Below are 23991 nucleotides of genomic sequence, written 5' to 3'. Positions count from 1 at the left end.
TTTTTTATATTTAGGAGTGTTTAAGGATTAGATCAATTACCCCATCAACTCGATCATCTGCTCGATCGACTCTTGATACCCTGAAATACTCATCGCCTCTTGCGAGAGAAAGGCTTCCATCTTCTCTTTTTTACTGATAGCCTCATCGAGTTCTTTGTCGGTCCCCCGAACATACGCACCGATTCGGATCAGCATCTCATTCTCTTTCAGCAGTGTATAAAGGCGACGAAATCGGCGCACAGCGGCAAGATGCTCAGGGGTGATGATATCGTTCATGACACGTGAAGCGGAGTTAAGAATATGGATAGGGGGATAAATCCCAAAATCGGTCAGCTCCCGTGATAGAACGATATGTCCGTCCAAAATCGAACGGGACTGATCGGCAATCGGATCGGACATATCATCCCCCTCCACAAGAACGGTAAAAAAGGCGGTAATCGAACCGTTCCCCTCCTCTTTCCCCGCACGCTCCATCAGCTGCGGCAACAGGGTCAACGAGGAGGGGGGATACCCTTTTGAGGTAGGAGGTTCACCCAGAGCCAACCCGATCTCCCTCTGAGCCATCGCAAAACGGGTCACGGAGTCCATCATAAACAAAACATCATGCCCTTGCGCTTTAAAATACTCCGCCACGCTCATCGCACTAAACGCACCGTATTTACGCATTAGAGGAGAATCATCACTGGTTGCCACGACCAATACAGTATTTTCGAGATTGCCTCCGAGTGATTTTTCGATAAATTCAGGAACCTCACGTCCCCGCTCACCGATAAGGGCGACCACTTTGATAGGGGCATCCGCACCTCGGACGATCATCCCCATCAGAGTCGACTTGCCGACACCGCTTCCTGCGAAAATTCCAAGTTTTTGCCCTTTACCGCACGTAAGTAATCCGTCAATCGTTTTCACCCCGACGCTAAAGGGTTCATCTATCATCCCCCGCTTCATCGCCGCAATAGGGGCTTTAATGATCGATTCGAGATGAGCGCCTGTGATCGGCCCTTTACCGTCGATAGGATTCATAAACGGATCAACGACCCGTCCGAGGAGTGCTTCACCCACTTCAATCATCATTCCGCTTTGATTCGGATAGACTTTATCTCCGGCACGAAACCCTTCCACAAAACGAAAAGGGGTGATAAAAAAACGGTTCCGTTCTACTTCGCTGACCATTCCCAATGCCTCTACACCGCTCATCTCCGAAACCATTAATACCGTATCACCGATACTGACATGCAGCCCCTCGGCGACAATGACGGTAGGACTGATTTTACTCACCGTGCCGAATACGGTGGTGAGCTTCTCAACCCCTAAACGGCTTCGCAATGCTTTGAGCGGCATCGGCTAGTAACGGTTACCGCTAGAGGAGTTGATAAGGCTGAAAAATTCCATACGGGTCTTCTCGTCACGTTTAAACAATCCGCGAAGGGCACTCGATGTTGTCGTTGAACTGATTTTTTGAACGCCTCGCATCTCCATACACATATGGCGTGCCTGAATCACCACGGCCACCCCTTTGGGGGAAACCGCTTCCATCAATGCATCGGCAATCTGTTCGGTAAGCTGCTCTTGGATTTGCATCCGACGGGCAAATACATCGACGACGCGGGGTATTTTAGAGAGGCCGACCACTTTGCCATCCGGAATATAGGCGACATGCGCCCGACCGATAATCGGGAGTAAATGATGCTCACAGGTAGAATAAAATTCGATATCTTTGATCAACACCATCTCATCGTTGCTGCTCGCAAACATTGCCGAATTTAGTATCTCCTGCGGGTCTTCCTGATACCCGCCGAACATAAATTCATACGCTTTTAAAACACGGCTTGGGGTCTTTTCAAGCCCTTCTCTGTTGACGTCTTCTCCGACATAGCGGATCATTGTTTTGACCGCTTCTTCAAAATTTTGCTGTTCTGTTGCTTTAGACATCGATTCTCTCATCAGGAATAATATTGTTGCCATGACTTTATCACGTCTTTGCTTTTATTTTAATTCAGCATAGCATTAACCCTTTTTGGATATTATTGCCACCATTTAGTCTAATAAGAGACGTTAACAAAGGGATTTAATGAAAATTACTACGAACAAAATTGACTCAGCCAACGCGAAAATCAATGCGGCTATCACACGCGGTACTATCGATGCCAACGTCGAAAAGATTGCCAATCAGCTCTCTAAAGAGGCAAAAATTGCCGGTTTCCGTAAAGGTAAAGTACCTCTCAGTGCCGTAAAAAAACAATACGGTGATCGTTTGGTTCAAGATGCGGAAGCGCAAGCGTTACGTGATCTTTTGAGCGCAGCTCTTAAAGAGATGGAAATCGCTGCCGATACACTGATCGGTGAACCTCAAATTGCTAAATTTGAGAAAAACGACAACGGTATTGACGTTGAAGTGATCATTGCTACCCGTCCTGCAATCGAACTCGGTGATTACGCGGCAATGGTTCCTGATGTTGTAAAACCTGCCATCGACGATGCGGCAGTCACTGCACGTATCGAAGAGCTTGCTTCAGCTCAAGCACCTTTAGTTAACGTTGAAGAAGACCGAGCATTAGTAAGCGGTGATTCAGCACTTCTCGATTTTGAAGGATTCGTAGACGGTGAAGCGTTTGAAGGTGGAAAAGCTGAAGGGTTCTCTCTTCGTCTCGGAAGCGGTCAATTTATCCCTGGATTTGAAGATCAAGTGATCGGAATGAAAAAAGGGGATGAAAAAACGATCAATGTTACGTTCCCTGAAAACTACGGCGGAGCAAAACTTGCCGGAAAACCTGCCGAATTCAAAGTAAAAATTCAAGCGATCCAAGCAAAAGAAGCGGTAACTATCGATGATGAACTTGCTAAAAAGATGCTTCCGGGATATGAAGACGCCAGTGTAGAAATGCTCAAAGAAAAAGTAAAAGAGCAACTTGAGAGCGAAGCAATGAGCGTTGCTTACAACGATGAACTTAAACCGAATCTTATGGAAACGTTTGTAAGTGCATTCACCATCGATCTCCCTGAGTTCATCGTGGAACAAGAGATGGATATGGCACTCAACAAAAAAGCACGCGACATGAGCGAAGCAGAACTCGAAGAGCTTAGAGGCGATGCTGAAAAAGTAAAAGCAATGCGCGAAACTTTCCGCGACGATGCATGCCGCGCCGTAAAAGCGACCTTTATTGTCGATGCGTTGGCAAAAGCGGAAAACATCATCGTTAACGAACAGGAGTTGATGCAAACCATCTACTACGAAGCGATGCAAATGGGTCAAGATCCTGCGGCAGTTTACAAACACTACCAAGAATCAGGATACCTTCCTGCGATCCAAATGGCGATGATCGAAGATCGCGTGTTAAGTAAATTACTTAACGATAAAATCAAGTAATCACGATGAGCTATATCCCTTACGTTATTGAAAAAACGGGGCGCGGAGAGAGATCGTATGATATCTATTCACGACTACTCAAAGATCGTATCATTATGCTTAGCGGCGAGGTAAACGATCCCGTTGCCTCTTCCATCGTAGCACAGCTCCTCTTTTTGGAAGCGGAAGATCCTGCGAAAGACATCTATTTCTACATTAACTCTCCCGGCGGTGTTATCACTTCGGGGATGGCGATTTACGATACGATGAACTATATCCGCCCCGATGTCTGCACGATCTGTATCGGTCAAGCGGCATCTATGGGTGCATTCTTGCTCAGTTCAGGGGCAAAAGGGAAACGTTACGCCCTTCCGCATGCACGTATCATGATCCATCAGCCTCTCGGTGGAGCGCAAGGCCAAGCAACCGATATCGAGATTCAGGCCAAAGAGATTTTGCGCATGAAAGCCGAGCTCAATGAGATTTTGGCAAAAAACTGCGGCCAAAGTGTCAAAAAACTCGAAAAAGATACGGATCGTGATAACTTTATGTCAGCCGCTGAAGCGGTAATTTATGGTATCATTGACGAAGTATTGGTTCAAAAAGAAAAAGAAGAGAAGTAAGGGGTAAACCATGGCGGCTCTCAGTGATCTAAAACGTGCCCAACGGCAAGCTACTCAAAAAGGTAGTGACGATAGTGCATTCATTACAGCGGGTTCACTCAGTGATCCCACTAGTGATCTTGAGATATTCGCCAAAGAGGTTCTTAATGCCCTTATTTCAGATAATCTTCCCCCTACCCCTAACAATTTTTCTCTTTACTTTGATCGCATTTTAGAAGACAAAAGTGAAAGTCTCCGACGTCAAATAGGTTCCATTTTAGAACTCGAAGAGGATAATCATGACGAATCAAGTATCGAGCTTGAAAAAACACTCAAACAAGGGTTCTCTTCGGTAAAAAGTATTTTGCAGCTAAGTGCGACTCTCTATAAAAATATCTCCTTGATGGAGAAAATTTTAGAAAAGCGCAAAGAAGAGATGAAAGAGATCCCTTCTTTAAACGGTGCAAATGAATTACTTGCCTCCCTCGGAAATGATGTCGGAAAACTCAGTTCCATCTTGAAAAAACAAGTCTCTCATATGAAAGTGATTTATGACGAGACCGCTACAATCGTCAAGCAAGTAGAAAATGAAACTATTTTTGACAATCAATACGGTGTCTATAACAAACGTTTCCTTATCAGTAAACTGGAACAAGAACATCATCTTATCGATGAGTTCAAACACAAAAGTTCCCTTATCACCGTTCGTCTCTCCAAATCTACCGGCGAAAGTATCCAAAGTGAAAAAGCGCAACAGCTCATGGTGCGTACAGTAGCTAGGCTTCTTCTCAAAACGTCCAGACGCAGTGACATCGTTGCCCATTACGGGGAAGGTGTTTTTGCCATGGTATTGAAACATACCGATATTGAAAGTGCTAAAAGAGCGTCTGAACGACTCTACGATCTGGTCTCTTCGAGCAATTTTTTCATTTCCGAAAAAGAGATTCAATTACGCATTGCTATCGGTGTTACCGAATTAAATCCGTCTCAAGGGGTTGAGCAAACCCTTCTTTGCACACTCAACGCTATGGATGCAGCCGACAATAATCCTAAGATTCGGTATATGGTCTGCAGCGAAAACGAATAAGGTTCTTATGCTTCTACCCATTATCACCTACCCCAATAAACAACTTAAAATGCGTTCTAAAGAGGTGGTCAATTTTGATGAATTACTCCATCGCTTTTTAGACGATATGTATGAAACGATGATAAGTTCCAATGGAATCGGTTTAGCCGCTATTCAAGTTGCGAATCCTATCCGTGCCCTTATTCTTTGTATTCCCGATGAGGAAGGAAATCAAAGTAAAGAGAGCACCTTAGAGATCATGAATCCAGTGATTCATGCACCTCAAGGTAATGTCCTCTATCAGGAAGGGTGCCTTAGCGTCCCCGGCTTTTATGAGGATGTCGAACGCTATGAAACACTCACCCTACAGTACCAAAACCGTCATGGAGACGTGTGTATGCTTCAGGCCAGTGAGCTACTTGCTATCGCTATCCAGCACGAAATCGATCATTTGGAAGGGAAACTCTTTATAGAGAAACTCACCTACAATCGTCGTAAAAAATTTGAAAAAGAGTACAAAAAAACACTCAAAGAGAAAAAATAACCCTCACTTATAATATTGCATTTTGCAATATTATTTCCATTATGCAACATTTAAGATACCATAACTGTTAAATAATATTCTGGATTACACCATGAAACAGTTACTTTGTGCTACTTTTGAGGGGATTGACGCTGCAGCGGTCGAAGTCCAATTCACCGCGACCAAAGGCCTACCTGCTTTTACTATCGTCGGAATGGCCAATACCGCCATAACTGAGTCAAAAGAGCGGGTAAAATCTGCCCTCTTGAGTAACGGATTTACCTTTCCCCCGAAACGGCTTACTATCAATCTTGCCCCCAGCGATTTACGCAAAGAGGGCTCCCATTTTGATCTCCCCATCGCCGCACTTATTGCATTGGGAAATTTTGAAGGTGATCTCACTTCATGGTACGTATTCGGAGAGCTTGGGCTCGATGGAAGTGTCACCGAAAATACCCTCCTCTACCCTATCATCCTCTCCTTGGCGAATCAAGGGATGATTGAGCGAGCCATTGTTCCACGTGTAAGCCTTTCAAAACTCTCTAAAATTCCCAATATAACCTTTTACGGTGTAGAGACTCTAACGGAGGCTCTCAATCTCTTACGTGCCGAAGTCCTCCCGGAGACGGAGTCTCACATCAGCACCTTTGATTTTAACCATTTGATTCATGAGGGGACAAACTACTACTTCCATGAACACTACCCCCTTGATTTTGTCGATATCAAAGGACAAGAGCACGCTAAACGTTCCGCTTTGATTGCGGCGGCTGGAATGCATAACTTACTCTTGGAAGGCTCCCCCGGTTCGGGTAAATCGATGATTGCTAAGCGACTGGTCCATATTATGCCGCCACTGCACAATCAAGAGATGCTGGAATGTGCCAAGCTGGAGATACTCGAGGGGAAAGAGCCGACCTTTTCTCCGTTACGCCCGTTTCGTTCCCCTCATCACTCCAGTACGGGGGCAAGTATCTTCGGAGGGGGAAGTCATAAAGCCCAAATCGGTGAAGTAGGATTGGCGCATGGGGGGATCTTATTTTTTGATGAACTGCCCCATTTTTCTAAAACGGTACTCGAAGCACTCCGAGAGCCGCTTGAGGATCGCCATATCCGTATCTCACGCGTTAATACCAAAGTAACCTATGATGCCAATTTCTTGTTTGTTGCGGCGATGAACCCATGCCCATGCGGAAATCTTTTCAGCACGACAACGGCGTGCCGATGCAGTGATTTAGAAATAAATCGCTATAAATCTCGTCTCTCCGATCCCTTTTTAGACCGTATCGATCTCTACGTTCAAATGCATGCGGTAAGTGCAGAAGATAAACCGAGCATCAGTTCCCATCAGCTTCATAAAAAAGTACGAGAGGCTTTCTTACGTCAAAAAGAGCGCGGACAAGAACGGCTCAACGGAGCGTTGAGTGATGCGGAGATTGCCCGATACTGTCCCTTGAACGATGAAACACAGCCGGTAATTGATCAAGCTATAGGGAGATTCGGGTTATCGTTTCGAGCGGTAAGCCGCGTCCTCAAAGTAGCTCGAACGATTGCCGATGTAGAAGGGAAAAAAGAGATAGGGAAAGCTCATCTCCTTGAGGCTTTGAGCTATCGGAAAAGATGACTTCTAAAACGTCGCAACAACCCACATCGTAATAAAATACCCACCGATTAGGAGCCATCCGAACATTACACCTGCCGTATAGAGCGGTGCCATTCCCAACCCTTTAAACTTGGCAAAGCGTGTTCCCATACCCAGAGCCGTCATAGCCATGGTAAGCAAGAAAGTATCAATGAGATTAATATTCTCAACAGCAGCGGCAATAAGTACGGAAATCGATTCACCCGCATGGGCAAGACTGTACTGCGTCAGCAATGAGTTAACCCCTGCCATACCGATAAAATAGACAGCAAACCAAGGAATAACAAGTTTTACCCCACCCCCTACGCTACCGCTTTTTTTAGCGGCATACGAGAGGTAGATTCCCAATAAAATGAGCATCGGTGCAATCATAATAACCCGCGTCATTTTGACGATCACCGCCGCATCCGCCGCCTCTTTACCGTACGCTCCGCCTACGGCAACTACTTGAGCCACTTCGTGAATGGTTCCGCCGACGAAAATACCGAATGTCTTATCATCCATTCCCGCAAACACTCCCGCACTGTAAAGGGCAGGATACAAAAACATAGCAATCGTACCGAACAATACAACCATCGACACGGCAATCGCCGCTTTATGCTCCTCAGATTTCAGAACCGGCTCGGTTGCCAAAACAGCGGCTGCACCGCATACCGATGCCCCTGATGCGGTTAGCATTGAGGTATCGCGATCCATTTTAAAGATTTTCTGTCCGATATAGGTTCCCAGAATAAAGGTCGTAGAGAGCATGATTAACGAGACCATAAATCCCTCCATCCCTACTTCGGCTATTTGTTGAAAGGTGATCCTAAACCCGTAAAATACGATCGCGAAACGGAGGATTTTCTTACCCGAAAATGTAATTCCCCCCTCCCATACGGATGGGATACGGTTATGGAGGGTATTGGCAAAAAATATCCCCAAAACAATCCCCACGACCAAGGGAGAGATTCCTAGATTTTTGACAACCGACAAATCGGCTATCATCGTTGCTGCAGCAGCGAAAATAGCGACAAAAAAGATACCGCTAAGGGTATCTTTGCGCTTTTCGGGTGAAAACGGCATAGATTCTCCTACATAAAATAATTATGACATTATAGGACGAATCACAAAAATCTCAAAATATCAGGGAAGGACAATCTCCATTCGTACCGGAACATCGCTCTCTTTGGACTCTTTGATCGCTTCAACCCCTTTTATCATTACCCTCTTCTCAAAGCCAGGAGTCTTTATAAGATAGTTTCGAATCACTTCGCTGCGTTGCTGTCCCAGAGCCTGAAGCTCTTGTGGGCTAAGAGGTTGAAGAGGGATCAACCGCTCAATGAGAGCCGCCGAGTAATGACGTACAAAAGCCGCCTCTTGCGGATATTGTTCCTCTAATTTATCTTTTAATGCTTTGAGTTCTTTTCTCTCTAACGCATCTTCCGCCATATCTTCCAGCATCTCCACACTCATCGCCTGAGGGGAATCAATTTTCAGATCTTTGTTCTGTTTTAGGGCAGCTTGAACCAGTTTACGACCTTTAAGGGCTCGAGTATCACTCACGTCATCCCATCCACCGTAAACACTCAATGCAAGCTTAGGACGCTTGGAGAGCATCATCGTGATTTGATCGAGTTTTTCAATCTGCGGCGGCAAAAGAACGGAGGAACCCCCCTCAAAATCGACGGATGAGAGTTTATCGCTCTCAATCCCCATCATCGAACCGAGCAATCTAAAAGGGGAAGTCACCGCTTTGGTGAAAAGATTACCTATCACCTGCCACACTACTTTCCCGTATTTAAAATCAGGCTTATTCACATCCCCCTCTATCGGAAGATCGATGTTGATCACCCCATCAGAGTCTTCGAGAAGCGCTACGACGAACCGCATCGGCCATGGCGATCCCCCCTCTTTTTCAGCACCCAACTCGATTTGTTTAATAACCACTTGATTGGTACTGTTAAGTTTACCGCCGTCAATCTTATATCCCAAATTCAAAAACAGCTTGCCTCCGTCAATCTTATACCCTAAAAATTGGAGAGAATAGGGGGTGTACTGTTTCAATTCAAGGTTATCGAATGCCACTTTCATGTCGGTGAATTTTTTAGGATCTTTCGTATTAAGCGATCCATCGATTTTTGCCAATCCGTACTGATCGACCCCACCCCGAAGTTTTACAAATGTCGTGACATCTTTCGTTGTGGAAATTCCTAATACCGACCCCTCTAAGTTATGGATGTAGCTCTTAAACGGTAACGGTAATGACAAATCGCTGAACGTAGCACTGCTATCGCGCAGCAGCAATTTAACGATATCCAGCCCGAAAGGGTTCCCGCTTGGTTTTGTCGTATTCGACTCTTTCGCCCCTTTTTTACTGAGGGTAGAGTAATTAAGCACCTTTTTTTCATTGATGAGCGTATTGGTATAAAACCCCTCAATAGAGAGTTGATTGATTTTGAGCCGGTTATCAGGGTAAGCATACACAAACGGCGTTGCTCCGATATTTTGCCATCCAAGTAATACCGAATCATCCCGCGTATCATTTACGACCCAGTCACTGAGGGCTACTTTTCCTTTGAGTGCTGTTTTGGCACCCTTATAATCATACTCTGCTGCAAGCGAAACATTTCCCCGACGGAGCGACGCATAGGTGCTTGGCTCGAGGTAAGGGTCCAACAAGGTAATATCCAACCCTTTGATATTTACCTCTCCTCTGCTACTTAGAGGAGAACGGATCAGATCGCTTTTAAGATCAACCGTACTCCTTTGATTGATCCGCGAGGAGAGACTAAGATAATTTTTAACGGATGGATTACTCTCAAACCCTTTTAGATTTACGTTGAGTTGATCGAGAGTTATACTCACTTTTTTCTTTGGCACCTCATCGACAAACCCGACCGATCCGTTGCTCAGATCGATCTCTTCGATACGATACCCCCATGGAGTTTCAGAGGAGGATGAAGATGCAGAATTTGAGTGATACGCATAGCGGGAGAGATCAATCGATCCGTTACTCAATCGTCTCAGCGCCGCTTGAGGCTGGATGAGTGAGAGCTTTTGAACCTCTGCGAATTTCCCGATGCGATCAACCCTCATCCCCTCAAGCGCAATCCCTTCCAATCCCAACGTCACCCCCTCATCGCGCACTCTTGTTATACGTAGAGCATCACTCCCCACAGAGAGATTGATAAGGGCTTTTTCATCACTCACAATAGAACCGCTCTGAAGACGAAGATTGTTCAGAGTCGCGCGGTAAGGTTCAGCAGGAGCGTCATCACGCCACTGTAACCCCACATTCTCGATACTAACACGTCCCAACGCAAAACTCCACGGCGTTTTCGTCTCATTGGTCTCCTCTTTCGGAAACGCTTTTTGGAACGCTTCGATATAGGTCAGCCAATCGATTTTTCCCTCACGAGAACGTTGCGCTGAAAGGTTGACGCCACTCACGGAAAACGATTCGGCAGTAAATACTTTCCGCATCGGTTGAACACTCCCCCCCTTAAGCTGAAGCGATGCGAGTGTAAAGAGATCACGTTCTTCTCTCTTAGGGATGATGCGGAGTTTATTGATGTTGAAATAGAGATGACTAAGCTCGGTGGCATTAAGATCATTGCTATCGAATCGATACTCAAACCCGAATCCCGCAGTACCGTCCGCCACTTCAATCGGCATCTTATCTTTAAAATAACTCCAAGGGGTATAGAGTTTTCCCGAATCAAAGGCGACCTTCCCGCCGACAACAAGAGGGGAAAGGGCATCTATTTTTCCGCTAAGATCAATAAAACCGCCATTGTTGATCGTTGCATAAAGACGCATTTTTCCCTCGCTGCTCGAGAGATCACGCAAGTCTATGTTGTCTAAATTAAATCCGACAGGACCCAAATCCAGCGTATAAGATTTGCCATCGGCATAGTCGCTGTAGTGCATCGTTCCGTTTTTTAGTGCAAAATGGCTGATAATGAGTTTTAAAGGCTCTGAGTCTTTCTCTTCTTGTGTATCCCCTCCGAGTTCAGTGAGCCATTTAAAGTTAAAATCCCCCTTCTCATCCCGTTTCAAAGTAAGTTTTGGCTCACTCAGCGTTATATCACGAATTACCAACCCCCCTTTCCACACATACGCAATCGGATCAATATTGATTGAAAAATTTTGGAGAAAAAGCAACTCGCTGTTTTGAGGTGTCTTGAAAGAGACTTTTTTTAGAGTTAGATGAAAAGTAAAAGGGTTAAATGCGGCCTTTTCTACCGAAAACTGCCCCCCTTTCGTAGCCTCGCTCACCTGTGCCGGAACCATATTCTTTAGAAAATAAGGGACTCCGAAAAAGCCCACTATGGCGTACGTCGTTACGGCTGCCGCTAATGATTTGATAACGAGCCCTCTATTCATGATTACCCCCCCATCAAAAACTCTTTTCATTTTATCATACTTAAATCTATATTTCGACATAATCAGATACTTTATCTGCACACTAGGGATAGCCGAAATGAAGCGCAAACAAATTTACAATCCTACTTCCACTGAACATGTAAACGACCGCCAGATTTTCGGCGGAAATCCTACCGGTATTTTCGAGTTGAATAACATCAAGTACCAATGGGCCTATAACCTCTGGGAGATGATGCTCAACAACACATGGTTCCCTAAAGAGGTAGATATGACCCGCGATGCGGTCGACTACAAATACCTCACCGAGATGGAAAAGACGGCGTATGACAAAGCCCTTTCCCAGCTTATTTTTATGGACTCTCTCCAAACCAATAACCTGATGGACAACGTCAATCCCTACGTTACCGCTCCCGAGGTCAACCTCATTTTAGTACGTCAAAGTTTCGAAGAGGCGCTCCATTCTCAAAGCTATGCCGTTATGGTTGACTCGATCAGCCAAAACTCCGAAGAGATTTACGATCTTTGGCGTCGCGACATGATGCTTAAAACCAAAAATGACTCAATTGCCGCTCGTTATAACGATCTCGCCAACGACCCTAGCGAGAGTGCCTTTGTCAAAGCGTGTTTTGCCAACCAAATTTTAGAGGGGATCTACTTTTACAGCGGATTTACCTACATCTACACCCTCGCCCGTTCAGGAAAAATGTTAGGGAGCGCTCAGATGATCCGCTTTATTCAGCGTGACGAAGTGACTCACCTCGTGTTATTCCAAAATATCATCAATACTCTTCGCCGCGAAAGAGCAGACCTCTTTACCGAAGAACTCCTCGAAGAGGTGTACGATATGTTCCGCAAAGCGGTAGAACTCGAAGTGGCATGGGGTCAATACATCACCCAAGGGCAAATTTTGGGACTTACGAATGACATTGTGGAACAATACATCCAACATCTCGCCGACAACCGTCTCACAGCTGTGGGAATGAAACCACTCTACAATGTCGCTAACCCGATCAAATGGGTCGATGATTTCTCTAAATTCAATGACCAAAAAACCAACTTTTTTGAGGGTACCGTCACCAACTATTCCAAAGGAAGCCTCAGTTTTGACGACTTCTAAAACCCGCTCCCTCGTCTCTTTGTGTTTTGAGACCGATTCTGATTTTACGACAAATCTTGCTCGTCTCATTGCACTCATCGATCAATCTCCCGAAGATGCTATCATCGTCGCCCCCGAAGTGTGTTTGAGCGGTTTTGCGTATGAGCGCTTTGAAGAAGCGGCGGCATTTACCGCTACGGCGCTTGAAACACTCGCCCGCCGTGTCGCTAATCGTCTCTTGATCTTCACGGCCATCACCAAAGAAAATAATGACTTTTACAACATCGCCTACGCACTGCACGAGAATACAATCCTCTACCGCCAACCCAAAGCGAAACTTTTTACCCTCGGAAACGAACATGAGTATTTTAGTGCGGGTGAAGAGAAACAGATCGCCCCTTTTCTCTTCAAGGGGGTCAAAATCGGGATTTTAATCTGCTTTGAACTGCGATTTAAAGCGCTTTGGCAACAGTTGGAGGGGTGTGACATCATTGCCGTTCCGGCACAATGGGGCAAACTCCGAAGCGACCACTTCGTCACCCTCACCACTGCGCTTGCGCTAATGAACCAATGCTATGTCGTAGCTTCCGATGCTGCCAACGCCGATACTTCGGCTATGAGCGGTATTATCACCCCTTTTGGCGGAGAGATCCGCAACAACGGCGAAGAGAGTATATCCTCACACTATGAAGAGCGCACGATCCTCTCCATGCGCCGATACCTCAACGTAGGAATAGAATGAGCATCGATAAAATCACCATTATTAAAACCACCCGTATGGCGGATGAAATTGCCAAGAAATTTCCCCTCCGTCCACTCGTTAAAAACGCGATTATCCATACCAATCGCGAAGCGTTTGTCCCCCTTGCCATGCGCCACAACGCGTACCGCCTCGACGCCCTCCCTATCGGGGCGCAGCAGTACATCTCCTCACCGCTTACGGTTGCTAAAATGACCCAGTATCTAAGCCCTGAGGGGTGTGACAGCGTCCTCGAGATCGGATGCGGCAGCGGTTATCAAGCGGCAGTATTGTCCAAAGTTTTCCGTCGGGTCTTTACGATAGAGCGTATCGAATCGCTTCTTTTGGAGGCAAAAGAGCGCTTTCGCCACCTCCATCTGGGAAATATTCATACCCGCACGGACGATGGTCAAAACGGCTGGGAACAGTATGCTCCGTTTGATCGGATTTTATTCTCCGCATCGGCACGCGCCATTCCAAAAAAACTCTTCGATCAGCTTCGCGAGGGGGGAATCTTGCTGGCTCCCGTAGAAAAAGGTCGAGAGCAGATCATTACCCGCTATACGAAGCAGGGAGGGGTGATCCACGAAGACGCCCTTGAAGTGTGCGACTTCGTCCCCGTCCTTGATGGAGTTGTTCGATGAGCCTTCCGGAGCTGTTTGTTGAGCGCTTAGAGAAAATTGTTCCACGTGAACAGCTCGAATCGATCCTCAAAACTTTTGACGCCCCTAAACAGGTCACGTTTCGTGTCAACACCCTCAAATCAACCCCCGCAGAGCTCGAAGCCGAACTCAAATCTGCCGACATAACGTTTGAGAGAGTAGAATGGATGGAGGGGGTCTATTGTATTTCCCCCGAAGATAAACTCCCCCTTACCCAGAGTGACCCGTTTTACGGCGGACGTCTCTACATCCAAAACCTCGCATCTATGGTCGCACCTATGCTCCTTGCACCGCAGCCTGATGAGACGGTGCTCGACCTTGCTGCCGCCCCCGGAGGGAAAACGCTGATGCTTGCAGGGATGATGCAAAACAGCGGATGGCTCTCTGCCGTGGAACCCTCACGAGAGCGTTTCTTCCGTCTCAAAGCCAATCTCGACGCTCAAGGGGTGACCAACGCCCACACCTATATGGCGGACGGTCGCAGTATCGGAAAAAAATGCCCTGAGATGTTCGATCGTATCTTGCTCGATGCCCCGTGCTCTTCTGAAGCACGATTTAAAACGCATGAACCCAAATCAATGTCGTTTTGGTCCATTCACAAAGTCAAAGAGACCTCCCGTCTCCAACGCCGTTTGCTCCTCTCCGCATTCGATGCCCTCAAACCGGGGGGAAAACTCCTCTATTGTACCTGTTCGTTTTCTCCCGAAGAGAATGAAATACCTCTCCAGCATCTCTTAGAACGCCATGGAGAGCATTTAAAGACCATTCCCCTCACATTGCCATTTGATAATGTCCAAAAGCCTCTGGAGCGCTGGGGAAAAGAGGTTTTTGATGAACGTATCCAAAACGGTGTACGTATTTTGCCGACCGATACCATTGACGGATTTTTCCTCTGTCTATTAGAAAAGAATAAATAGTAATTTCATTTCTCTATTTTTAACTTAAGCTATTATGGTAAAATAACACTATCCTTGATGAGGGAGCTTACTATGTCAAATTGTAAAATGGGTTTAGCATTTTTATCAATCCTCGTAAGTCTCTCATCCCTACACGCTTCATCCATCGAACAATTAGCCAAAGAAGGTGAAGCCGCTTTTTACCACGAAAACTACATTGAAGCACGCAAAGCCCTTATCCCTGCCTCACAGCAAGGGAGCGTTCAATCTCTCTATTATTTGGGGATCATGAATCTCCGAGGCTTTGGAACCCCCGCCAATTACAAAGAAGCACTCCGCATGTTTAAAATCGGTGCGCAAAAAAATCATCCCGATTCTCAAGTCGCACTGGGTGTTTTGATGATAGAGGGGATCGGCACCCCCCAAAATCATAAAGAGGCGTCCCGTTTATTTAAAATAGCGGCTAAAAATGGAAATTCGGACGCTCAGCTCATCCTCGGATGGCTCTACAAAAACGGAGTAGGGGTCAAAACGAACAATACCCTCGCCTATGCCCTATGGAATTACGTAGCGGCACAAGGGAGCGATTGGGCGCGTGTCAGTCGCGATGCGATGTACTACGAACTCAGTGAAGCAGAACTCTACCGTGGCCAAGAGCTCTCGTCCAATCTCCCGAAACTTTGGAAAACACTCGCAAGCGAAAACAGCCGTACAAACAAACCTCTTCTAAAACGACGAAGCTAACCTTTTATGAGATCCATCCTCTTTGTTTGCTTGGGCAATATCTGCCGCTCACCGATCGCCGAGGGGGTAGCACGTAGACTGATAGAGGAGGGGGGTCACACGATCGCCGTCGATTCGGCGGGGACGGGAAGCTGGCATGTGGGCGAAACACCGTGTAAACACTCCGTAACGGTAGCTAAAAATCACGCTGTCGATATCTCCCACCTTCGCGCCCGTCAGGTTAAAAAAGCCGATTTCAGCACCTTTGATATTATCGTCGCATTGGATGAAAGTAATTATCGCGATCTCAAAGCGTTAGGGTGTCAGAATTTGGTAAAATTAGGCGATTACGGACATGAGGGTGCAGATGTACCTGATCCCTACTTTTTCGATGGTTTTGAGGGATTTGAGCACGTCTATACGATGATAGAGTCGTGTGTCAAAGAGTTGCTTAAGCGCTAAAGGGGAGTTCTTCGTAACCGATCGAGGTGCCGAGGATATAAAACGGTGCCTCATTAGCACGACCACTGTAGCTCCCGATCGCTAACGCACAGCCGTTCGTATCCATCTCCACCGTTATCCCCTCGCTCATATCCAAACCACGTAGAACATTATCACTCACGAGTTTGGCATCACTCACCCCCTCGAGTCGAAACAGCACATCGATCCAATCATAACCGCGCGCGATATCCTGAACACTGAAACGTATTTCGATCGAAGTAGGGGAGAGGGGAGTTAGAGAGCGGATTTCACCGTGACGAGCTGCATCGATACGCTCCAATAGGTTTTTGAGCGTAGAGACGCTCAGGGGCTTTACTGGCACCCTTCACACTCCATCGAGCGATCCGCCGTATCTTGTTTTTGCTCCGGGGATTGAGAGCGGAGATAGTAGGTCGATTTGAGACCCAGTTTCCATGCGAGCATGTAGATATCGTTGAGATATTTCCCGCTGGCACGATCGAGGGTGATAAAGATATTGAGACTTTGCCCCTGATCGATCCATTTTTGTCGTATTGCCGCCGCTTTGACGAGGATCGTTTGATCCAAATCATAAGCCGGAGTATAGTACCCCCACGTTTCAGGGCTGAGTTTCGGAGCAACGACTGGGATCAATCCTGAGAGATTTTCCTCAAACCATTTGCGTTTGTAGATCGGCTCAATCGTTTGTGTCGTACCTGTGAGAATCGAAATCGAACTCGTCGGGGCGATTGCCATCAGATAGCCGTTACGCATCCCCTGCTTTTTAATCGTTTCACGAAGCTCATCCCACTCATAATTAGGTGCGAACAATCCGCCGCGATCAACGAGGTTCTGTACCTCTGCGGTTGCGTGATCCATCGGGAGGATTCCACGACTCCATTTAGAACCCTGATACTCAGCGTAAGACCCTTTTTCGACAGCGAGATTGCTTGATGCGAGAATCGCGTTATAACTTACCGCTTCCATCACTTCATCGACTTTATCGAAATGCTCTTGGCTTCCCCACACGATTTTATTCTCGGCGAGCATTTGCGCTTCACCCATCACACCCAAACCGATTGCACGGCTGCGAAGGTTGGTTCGTTTGACTTTTTCCAACGGATAGAAGTTCAGATCGATAACGTTATCGAGTGCGCGTATCGCAACAGGGACGATACGATCGATATCCTCTTTGGTGTGAACACGAGAGAGGTTGACGGAGGCTAGGTTACATACCGCCGTCGCACCGTCTACTTTCTCTTTTTCGACGATATAGATCGGGCGTCCGCCGAGGGAATCGAGGGCGGTAACTTTGTTCGCCGGTTTTTCGATTCCGCTGTCGACTTTAACGATCTCATCTTCTTCATACGTTACAAACGATCCGTCTTCGTATTTGATTTTGATGAGATAATGGTTCGGCTGGGTATTTTGAAAAATCTCGGTACACAGGTTTGAGCTGCGGATAATACCGAAATGGTCATTCGGATTGGCACGGTTGGCACTGTCTTTAAAGCACAAGAACGGGCTCCCCGTTTCAAAGTACGACGTCAAGATTTTTTTCCATAAATCTTTTGCTTTGGTGTGCTCTTTTACGATATCAGGATCTTGTTCGAGTTCAAGGTACCGTTTTTCAAACTCCGCACCGTAAAGCTCACTGAGTTCTTTCACATCAAACGGATCGAACATTGTCCAGATTCCGTCTTCGACGACACGCTTCATAAACATGTCATTGATCCACAGTGCCGGGAATAAATCGTGAGCACGTCGTCGCTCTTCCCCTGAGTTTTTCTTCACATCAAGGAAATCTTTAATATCCATGTGCCACGGCTCGAGATAGACGGCGATAGCCCCTTTACGGGTTCCGAGTTGATCAACAGCGATAGCGATGTCGTTGGTAATTTTCAAAAACGGTACGGTTCCCCCCGCGGCATTTTTATGTCCGTCAATAAAAGAACCCATTGCACGAACCTGCGTCCAATCCCAACCGATTCCTCCGCCGAATTTAGAGAGGAGGGCCATCTCTTTATAGGCGTCAAAAATCCCTTCGATATTATCAGGGGCAGAACCGATATAGCACGAGCTAAGCTGATGACGGTTTGTACGGGCGTTAGAGAGGGTAGGGGTCGCCATCATCACTTCGAACTTAGACATCATATCGTAGAACTTTTTCGCCCAACCCTGACGATCAGACTCGTTTTGTGCCAAGAACATCGCGACGGCCATAAACATATGCTGAGGGAGTTCAATCGGGTCACCTTGACGATCTTTGATCAAATAGCGGTCATAAAGTGTTTTAACGCCAAGGTAGTTAAACTCTAAATCACGCTCAGGGACGATGTAAGCATCTAAATCTGCTAAATTATATTTATCTCTTAAACCGAGAAGAATGCGCCCTTCGGCTTCACCACGTTCAAAGTAGCTCTCTAAGCTTCCGTATCCTGTAAAACCGTTTACACGATGGTATAAATCGTACAAGAAGAGACGAGACGCTACAAAGGTCCAGTTAGGAGAGTCGATATCGATCTTATCGACTGCTGTTTTAATAAGGGTATGCTGAATCTCATTGCTGTTAATCCCATCACGAAACTGGATTTGGGCATCCACTTCCAACTCGCTTTGCGAAACATTAATCAGTCCCTTTACGGCAGCAGACGTATATTTTTGAATCTTCGTAATATCTAACGGCTCACGACGTCCGTTACGTTTAACAATAGTTAACATTTTTCTCCCTCACACTCTCTAAAAGCTGTATTATAATCACTGAATATTGTATTGTTTCTTATGTCAAAAAAAACTATTTTTATGATAATTATTTAAACACCCGTGCAAAAATTTTATCCACATTTTTAGTATAGTAATCAAAGTTGAAACATTCACGAATTGCCTCTTCACTCAAAGAGTTACGTAACTCTTCATCCGCTAACAAATATTGAAGATAGAGGGATTCCCCTTTTTCATTCGTTGCACTTTTACCCTGCTGCAACCCTTCCCATACTTTCATCGCGTTACGCTGAACAATTCGGTATGCATCTTCACGGCTTACCCCTTTAAGAGGAAGTTCGAGTAAAACACGTTGAGAGAAAACCAAACCGCCGGTTAGGTTGAGATTGCGCATCATGTTCTCAGGATAAACGACGAGGTTAGCGATAACGCTGTTAAAACGGTGAAGCATGAAATCAGACGTTACAAAACTGTCCGGCAACCAGAAACGCTCGGTCGAGCTATGAGAGATATCACGTTCATGCCATAACGCTACGTTTTCCATAGCAGGAATAACATAGGCACGAACCATACGGGCTAACCCTGTTATGTTTTCGGTCAAGATCGGATTACGTTTGTGAGGCATAGCCGATGAGCCTTTTTGCCCTTTAGCAAAAAACTCTTCACACTCATACACTTCGGTGCGTTGCCAATGACGAACTTGTACCGCAAATTTCTCGATAGAGCTTGCCATCAAAGCGAGCGCCGAAGCGAGACGTGCATAACGATCACGTTGGATAACTTGGTTTGATGCAGGAGCTGATTTGAGTCCTAACGCTTCACACGTATACTCTTCGAGTTCTAACGGCGCGTGAGCAAAATTACCCATTGCACCTGAAACTTGACCGACACAAATCACTTCCATTGTTTGTTCCAAGTTTGTCAAATGACGTGCCATCTCATCGTACCAAACCGCTAACACCAAGCCAAACGTAATCGGCTCTCCGTGAATACCATGTGAGCGACCAACCATTAAAGTCATCTTGTGTTCTTCGGCTCTTGTTTTAATCGAGGCCATAACCATTTTGACATCTTCGATAATCAATTCCAATGAATCACGCATTTGTAATGCGACAGCCGTATCAACAGTATCAGAGGATGTCATACCGTAATGGAACCAGCGACTCTCTTCTCCGAGCGTTTCAGAAACCGATGTCGTGAACGCGATCAAATCATGACGAGTGATCGCTTCGATCTCATCAATACGCTCTACAGAGAATCCTGCGTTCTTAACGATTTTCTCTGCATCTTCATCGGGAATGAGACCCAATTTATTCCACGCAACGACAACCGCCTTTTCAACATCGAGCCATGCTTGATATTTTGCTTGGATACTCCATTTGGATTTCATCTCTTCTCTGGCGTAACGATCTACCATATCTGCTTCCTTACTATGCTAAAATGCGCTTTATATATCGCGCTTAAACTATATCTTTAGTCTATCTAACCCTCCCTAAAAAGGAATTAAATTGCCCTTCATTACCAAACAACTTCACTCTCCGACTCGTCAAAAAGCGTTTCGCTTTTTAATGCAGGAGTTAGGGATAACCCAAAGCGAAGCGCAACGTTTAATCGCAAAAGGGCGTCTTTCACAAGAGGGAGAAGTGATGGCGAACAATGCGGGGTTTATCGAAGGGACTTTTGATTTCATCTGTTTTGAACCTTTGACGTTAGGACTAGAGCCTACGTTTGTCGAAGAAGAATTTGCCGTCTATGATAAACCGAGCGGTCTTCTCGTCCATCCTCAAAACAGACACACTCCGTACTCTCTCAACGATGAGATCAAACACCGTTTCGGACATGACGCTAACATTACCCATCGGATTGATCAAGAGACAAGCGGTTTGGTTCTAGCCGCTCGAAATAAAGTATCCGAACGTTCTTTAAAGATGATGTTTGAAGAGCGCCAAATTACAAAAAAGTATTTAGCAATGGTTAGAGGACATTTGGCAGAGCCTCTCGATATAGAGGAGCCTCTACTACGTCGTGAAGATGCTAGTTCTATTATCCGTATGATTGTGCGCGTTCATCCTGAGGGAAAGTCCTCTCGTACCTTTATAAAGCCTCTGGAATATTTTCCGGATATCGATGCGACTCTTGTTGAAGCATCTCCGTTTACGGGACGTCAGCATCAGATACGGGTTCATTTGTTCCACGTGAAACATCCGATTGTCGGTGATCCGATTTATGGGCAAGACGAAAATGACGCTGTCCGCTTTTTAGATAGAGAGATGTCTAACGATGAACGCTTTATCAATACAGGTGCATCACGTCTCTTACTTCATGCCCATTCACTAGAATTTACCTACAATGAGATTCCTTACCATGTTGTCTCCAAAGAAGATTTTGTAGCTCAATGTTTTGATGCGATGAAAGCGAAATAGACCTATGCCGTTCATCACCAAAAAACTCCATTCTCCTGTACGTCAAATGGCACTCACATTTTTAATGGATGAATTAGGAATCACTCGAAGCGAAGGACAACGTCTAATCGCCAGAGGGAGATTAACGCAGAACGGTATCGTTATGGACGATCAATTTGGATTCGTTGAGGGCTCTTGTGAGTTCATTTGTTTTGAACCCGTTACCCGAGGATTCAAACCGATGTTTGTCGCTAACGACTTTGCGGTGTATGACAAACCGAGCGGTTTGAGTGTTCACCCCCATAGTCGACAATCTCCCTATACGTTGAATGATGAGATAAAACATCAATTCGGTGAGGATGCTAACGCAACCCATCGTATCGATCAAGAGACGAGCGGATTGGTTTTAATCTCTCGTCATAAAAACAGCGAATCTGTTTTAAAGAGGTTATTCTCAGAACGTGCTATTACCAAGAAATACCTTGCGATGGTAAGAGGGGAGGTAAAGGGGCAAATCGATATTCAAGAGCCCCTATATCGAAAGGATCATCCTAATCTTCTAATCAGTATGGTTGTTAAAGTTGATCCCAAAGGAAAACCTGCCCATACCATTATCAAACCTCTTCGTTATTTTCCACAGTACGATATGACACTCGTAGAAGCCTCACCGCTTACGGGACGTACCCATCAAATACGGGTTCATTTGTTCCACGTGAAACATCCTATTGTCGGTGACCCTGTCTACGGACCTGATGAAGAAGAGGTCACACGGTTTATAAAAAAAGAGTTGTCATCCGAGGATCGATTGAGAATAGGGGGATCAACTCGGTTGTTACTTCATGCCCTTTCACTTGAATTTACGTATGAAAATGAGCACATTTGCATTGTATCTGAGAAAGATTTTATACAAGAGTGCTTTGAGGCAATGGGTATTTCAAGAGGGTAATCAAGCTGCGTTATTAATATAGCGCTGTCGCTTCGCCTCTTTTATTTTACGGATATCGACAAGAATATAGCCGTCGATACAGTTGTTAAAATCGGTATCGATCCCAAAATCCATAAACTGAACTCCGCCCTCTTCACACAGTTCGCTGTATTGTTTATAGAGGGTAGGGACAGAGACATCTAACGCTTTGAGATAGTCTTTGAGCACTCTAAAATCCTCACTGTAGTTCTCGCCGCTGAAGAGTATTTTGAACTCTTCCTGAACATAATCGGATAAGCGAAAAGGGGATTTGGCTTTTACCATCGTATGATTTGCACCGAAATAAAGGGTATAAAAATAGACCAATGCCTCTTGAGCATGTTTAGGAAAACTCCCCGAAATACTCACGGGACCCATCATATATTTAACATGCGGATTATGGCTGAGATACGCACCGATCCCTTGCCACAAATAATCCAACGCTCTGCTCCCCCAATATTTCGGCTGTACAAAACTGCGTCCCAACTCAATTGCATCCTCTAATACCGTATCAAACTGCTCATTCATACTGCACAAATCAGACATATACAACCCCTCTTTTCCCAGCCAAGAAAGAATCCATTCGCATTCGCCAATACGATACGCTCCTGCAATCTCTAATGCTTCATCGTGCCATAATACCAAATGGTGATAATAACGGTCATACGCATCGATATCTCGCGCATGACCGCTCCCTTCCCCTACTTTTCGAAAAGAGTACTCTCTGAGTCGCCCAATCTCATTGAGTATGTTCGGGGCGTTTTCATGTTCGATAAGATAAATTTCTTTGTTATCGCTCGTCAACCCTAATAACTCCCCTTTACGAAGTTCAGCTCTAAGCTCCTGACGAGAAACCGGATGAGCAATCGAACACTCTGTCGGATAGATCCCTTTTTTCCCTTGAGCAATTCGGAGAAGATGTTTACGAAATAATTTAGCATGTCTTTTTTCCGTGAGATTAAAATCGCTAAGTGCTTTTTCACTCACCATCTCCCCGATGGTAAAATCAAATACTCGATTACGTGCGGCAAATATTTCATGACTCAATAACAATCCGCCAAGCGGTTTATAAATCCACGAGAGGAGATAAAACAACGGACTGTTTTTCCCTTTTATATAGATAGGGAGAATCGGTGTGGTGTTCCGCTTGGCAAATTTAATAAATCCCCCTTTCCAAGTACCTTCTTTAATACCGAACACTCCGGCACGGGAAACTTCACCTGAGGGGAAAAAGATAACGGCTTCCTCCGCTTGCAACGCCTTATCAATCTGTTGCAGGGAATATCTGGAAACTCTATCATTTATATTGTCCACACCGATCATATACTCTTTGAGTTGTGTAATTTCGCCTAACATACGATTGGCAACAATTTTCACTTTTTTGTCTTGACGAACTGAGCATATCATCTGAATCAAACAAAGGGCATCTAACGCCCCTAAAGGATGATTGGCAACGATTATTACTTTACCCATCGTAGGAATGTTTTCGATCTGTTTATGAACGGTTTTATACGAAACGTTTAAATGTTCCAAAACAGCATCGATAAATTCTAATCCACTCTTTTCCTGATGAATCTCCATAAAGCGGTTAATCGATTTTTCATGAAGAAGCAGACGGGTTAATCCAATAATCGTTTTTTTAATCACCGTTGGATATCGAAACAGTTTCGGATGTTCTTTGCGTAAAATATATTCTGCACTAACCATTGGATTTCCCTTTGTAAAAGAACATAGAAATTCTATGTACCTCTTTTTATGAAACGGTAAATCATGTTAATTTCAGAG

At 45.4% G+C, this 23991-nt stretch carries 21 protein-coding genes; 13 read left to right on the top strand and 8 right to left on the bottom strand.

What is annotated here, in order from left to right; translation table 11 throughout:
* Window positions 1-36: 36 nt before the first annotated feature.
* Both fliI and folE read right to left on the bottom strand, forming a co-directional pair.
* The gene (gene fliI, locus Q8O20_RS03550; protein WP_305530002.1) at window positions 37-1341 is read right to left on the bottom strand and encodes a flagellar protein export ATPase FliI; all 1305 of its coding nucleotides are present in this window, start codon (window positions 1339-1341) and stop codon (window positions 37-39) included.
* Between the two features lie 3 nt (window positions 1342-1344).
* The gene (gene folE / locus Q8O20_RS03545; protein WP_305530030.1) at window positions 1345-1944 is read right to left on the bottom strand and encodes a GTP cyclohydrolase I FolE; all 600 of its coding nucleotides are present in this window, start codon (window positions 1942-1944) and stop codon (window positions 1345-1347) included.
* 127 nt (window positions 1945-2071) lie between these two features.
* Between folE and tig the strand changes: the two genes are divergently transcribed.
* The 5 genes from tig to Q8O20_RS03520 all read left to right on the top strand — a co-directional run bounded on the left by tig (window position 2072) and on the right by Q8O20_RS03520 (window position 7158).
* Window positions 2072-3367 carry a trigger factor gene (gene tig, locus Q8O20_RS03540; RefSeq protein ID WP_304738881.1) on the top strand — a complete coding sequence of 432 codons (1296 nt, stop codon included), beginning with the start codon at window positions 2072-2074 and terminating at the stop codon, window positions 3365-3367.
* A 5-nt stretch (window positions 3368-3372) separates the two neighbouring features.
* Entirely contained in the window at window positions 3373-3969 is a 597-nt protein-coding gene (clpP, locus tag Q8O20_RS03535) for an ATP-dependent Clp endopeptidase proteolytic subunit ClpP (RefSeq protein WP_304738878.1), read from the top strand.
* A gap of 10 nt (window positions 3970-3979) precedes the next feature.
* Complete coding sequence (locus Q8O20_RS03530; protein WP_304738874.1) at window positions 3980-5035, top strand: diguanylate cyclase; 1056 nt, start codon at window positions 3980-3982, stop codon at window positions 5033-5035.
* A 7-nt stretch (window positions 5036-5042) separates the two neighbouring features.
* The gene (gene def / locus Q8O20_RS03525; protein ID WP_305530001.1) at window positions 5043-5558 is read left to right on the top strand and encodes a peptide deformylase; all 516 of its coding nucleotides are present in this window, start codon (window positions 5043-5045) and stop codon (window positions 5556-5558) included.
* A gap of 91 nt (window positions 5559-5649) precedes the next feature.
* Entirely contained in the window at window positions 5650-7158 is a 1509-nt protein-coding gene (locus tag Q8O20_RS03520; protein ID WP_305530000.1) for a YifB family Mg chelatase-like AAA ATPase, read from the top strand.
* Window positions 7159-7161: 3 nt separating this feature from the next.
* Here the strand turns inward: Q8O20_RS03520 and Q8O20_RS03515 are convergent, their stop codons facing one another.
* Together Q8O20_RS03515 and Q8O20_RS03510 are read right to left on the bottom strand one after the other, a co-directional pair.
* Complete coding sequence (locus Q8O20_RS03515; protein WP_305529999.1) at window positions 7162-8241, bottom strand: YeiH family protein; 1080 nt, start codon at window positions 8239-8241, stop codon at window positions 7162-7164.
* A 60-nt stretch (window positions 8242-8301) separates the two neighbouring features.
* Window positions 8302-11544: a DUF748 domain-containing protein gene (locus tag Q8O20_RS03510; RefSeq protein ID WP_305529998.1), complete on the bottom strand. Its 3243-nt coding sequence runs from the start codon at window positions 11542-11544 to the stop codon at window positions 8302-8304.
* 97 nt (window positions 11545-11641) lie between these two features.
* Between Q8O20_RS03510 and Q8O20_RS03505 the strand changes: the two genes are divergently transcribed.
* The 6 genes from Q8O20_RS03505 to Q8O20_RS03480 all read left to right on the top strand — a co-directional run bounded on the left by Q8O20_RS03505 (window position 11642) and on the right by Q8O20_RS03480 (window position 16122).
* Window positions 11642-12661, top strand: coding sequence for a ribonucleotide-diphosphate reductase subunit beta (locus Q8O20_RS03505; RefSeq protein ID WP_294894063.1), 1020 nt, complete (start codon window positions 11642-11644; stop codon window positions 12659-12661).
* Window positions 12648-13382 (top strand): carbon-nitrogen hydrolase family protein, encoded by a 735-nt coding sequence (locus Q8O20_RS03500; protein ID WP_305529997.1) that lies wholly within the window; start codon window positions 12648-12650, stop codon window positions 13380-13382. The genes Q8O20_RS03505 and Q8O20_RS03500 overlap by 14 nt, the downstream gene beginning before the upstream one ends.
* On the top strand, window positions 13379-14023 hold the full coding sequence (locus tag Q8O20_RS03495; RefSeq protein WP_304739430.1) for a protein-L-isoaspartate(D-aspartate) O-methyltransferase: 645 nt from the start codon (window positions 13379-13381) through the stop codon (window positions 14021-14023). The genes Q8O20_RS03500 and Q8O20_RS03495 overlap by 4 nt, the downstream gene beginning before the upstream one ends.
* The gene (locus Q8O20_RS03490) at window positions 14020-14958 is read left to right on the top strand and encodes an RsmB/NOP family class I SAM-dependent RNA methyltransferase (protein WP_305529996.1); all 939 of its coding nucleotides are present in this window, start codon (window positions 14020-14022) and stop codon (window positions 14956-14958) included. The genes Q8O20_RS03495 and Q8O20_RS03490 overlap by 4 nt, the downstream gene beginning before the upstream one ends.
* Window positions 14959-15030: 72 nt before the next feature.
* Window positions 15031-15681 (top strand): tetratricopeptide repeat protein, encoded by a 651-nt coding sequence (locus Q8O20_RS03485; protein ID WP_305529995.1) that lies wholly within the window; start codon window positions 15031-15033, stop codon window positions 15679-15681.
* Window positions 15682-15687: 6 nt separating this feature from the next.
* Window positions 15688-16122, top strand: a complete 435-nt coding sequence (locus tag Q8O20_RS03480) for a low molecular weight protein-tyrosine-phosphatase (RefSeq protein ID WP_305529994.1) — start codon at window positions 15688-15690, stop codon at window positions 16120-16122.
* Here Q8O20_RS03480 and Q8O20_RS03475 read toward each other — a convergent pair.
* The 3 genes from Q8O20_RS03475 to purB form a co-directional block, all read right to left on the bottom strand.
* Window positions 16112-16483: a hypothetical protein gene (locus Q8O20_RS03475; protein WP_305529993.1), complete on the bottom strand. Its 372-nt coding sequence runs from the start codon at window positions 16481-16483 to the stop codon at window positions 16112-16114. The genes Q8O20_RS03480 and Q8O20_RS03475 overlap by 11 nt on opposite strands.
* The gene (locus Q8O20_RS03470) at window positions 16474-18840 is read right to left on the bottom strand and encodes a ribonucleoside-diphosphate reductase subunit alpha (RefSeq protein WP_305529992.1); all 2367 of its coding nucleotides are present in this window, start codon (window positions 18838-18840) and stop codon (window positions 16474-16476) included. Before Q8O20_RS03470 ends, Q8O20_RS03475 begins: the two co-directional genes overlap by 10 nt.
* Before the next feature lie 88 nt (window positions 18841-18928).
* Window positions 18929-20257, bottom strand: coding sequence for an adenylosuccinate lyase (purB, locus tag Q8O20_RS03465; RefSeq protein ID WP_304739416.1), 1329 nt, complete (start codon window positions 20255-20257; stop codon window positions 18929-18931).
* 91 nt (window positions 20258-20348) lie between these two features.
* Between purB and Q8O20_RS03460 the strand changes: the two genes are divergently transcribed.
* Together Q8O20_RS03460 and Q8O20_RS03455 are read left to right on the top strand one after the other, a co-directional pair.
* A complete protein-coding gene (locus Q8O20_RS03460; protein ID WP_305529991.1) occupies window positions 20349-21263 on the top strand; it encodes an RluA family pseudouridine synthase in 915 nt (304 codons plus the stop codon).
* Between the two features lie 4 nt (window positions 21264-21267).
* A complete protein-coding gene (locus tag Q8O20_RS03455) occupies window positions 21268-22188 on the top strand; it encodes an RluA family pseudouridine synthase (protein ID WP_305529990.1) in 921 nt (306 codons plus the stop codon).
* On the opposite strand, the gene Q8O20_RS03450 is transcribed toward Q8O20_RS03455, so the two are convergent.
* The gene (locus Q8O20_RS03450) at window positions 22189-23913 is read right to left on the bottom strand and encodes a lysophospholipid acyltransferase family protein (RefSeq protein WP_305529989.1); all 1725 of its coding nucleotides are present in this window, start codon (window positions 23911-23913) and stop codon (window positions 22189-22191) included.
* Window positions 23914-23991 lie beyond the last annotated feature (78 nt).

It is taken from the genome of Sulfuricurvum sp., assembly GCF_030691015.1.
In the GTDB taxonomy this organism is placed as follows: domain Bacteria; phylum Campylobacterota; class Campylobacteria; order Campylobacterales; family Sulfurimonadaceae; genus Sulfuricurvum.
The sequence above is the reverse complement of the archived record's forward strand: the minus strand, read 5'-3'. Positions and strand labels throughout refer to the sequence as shown.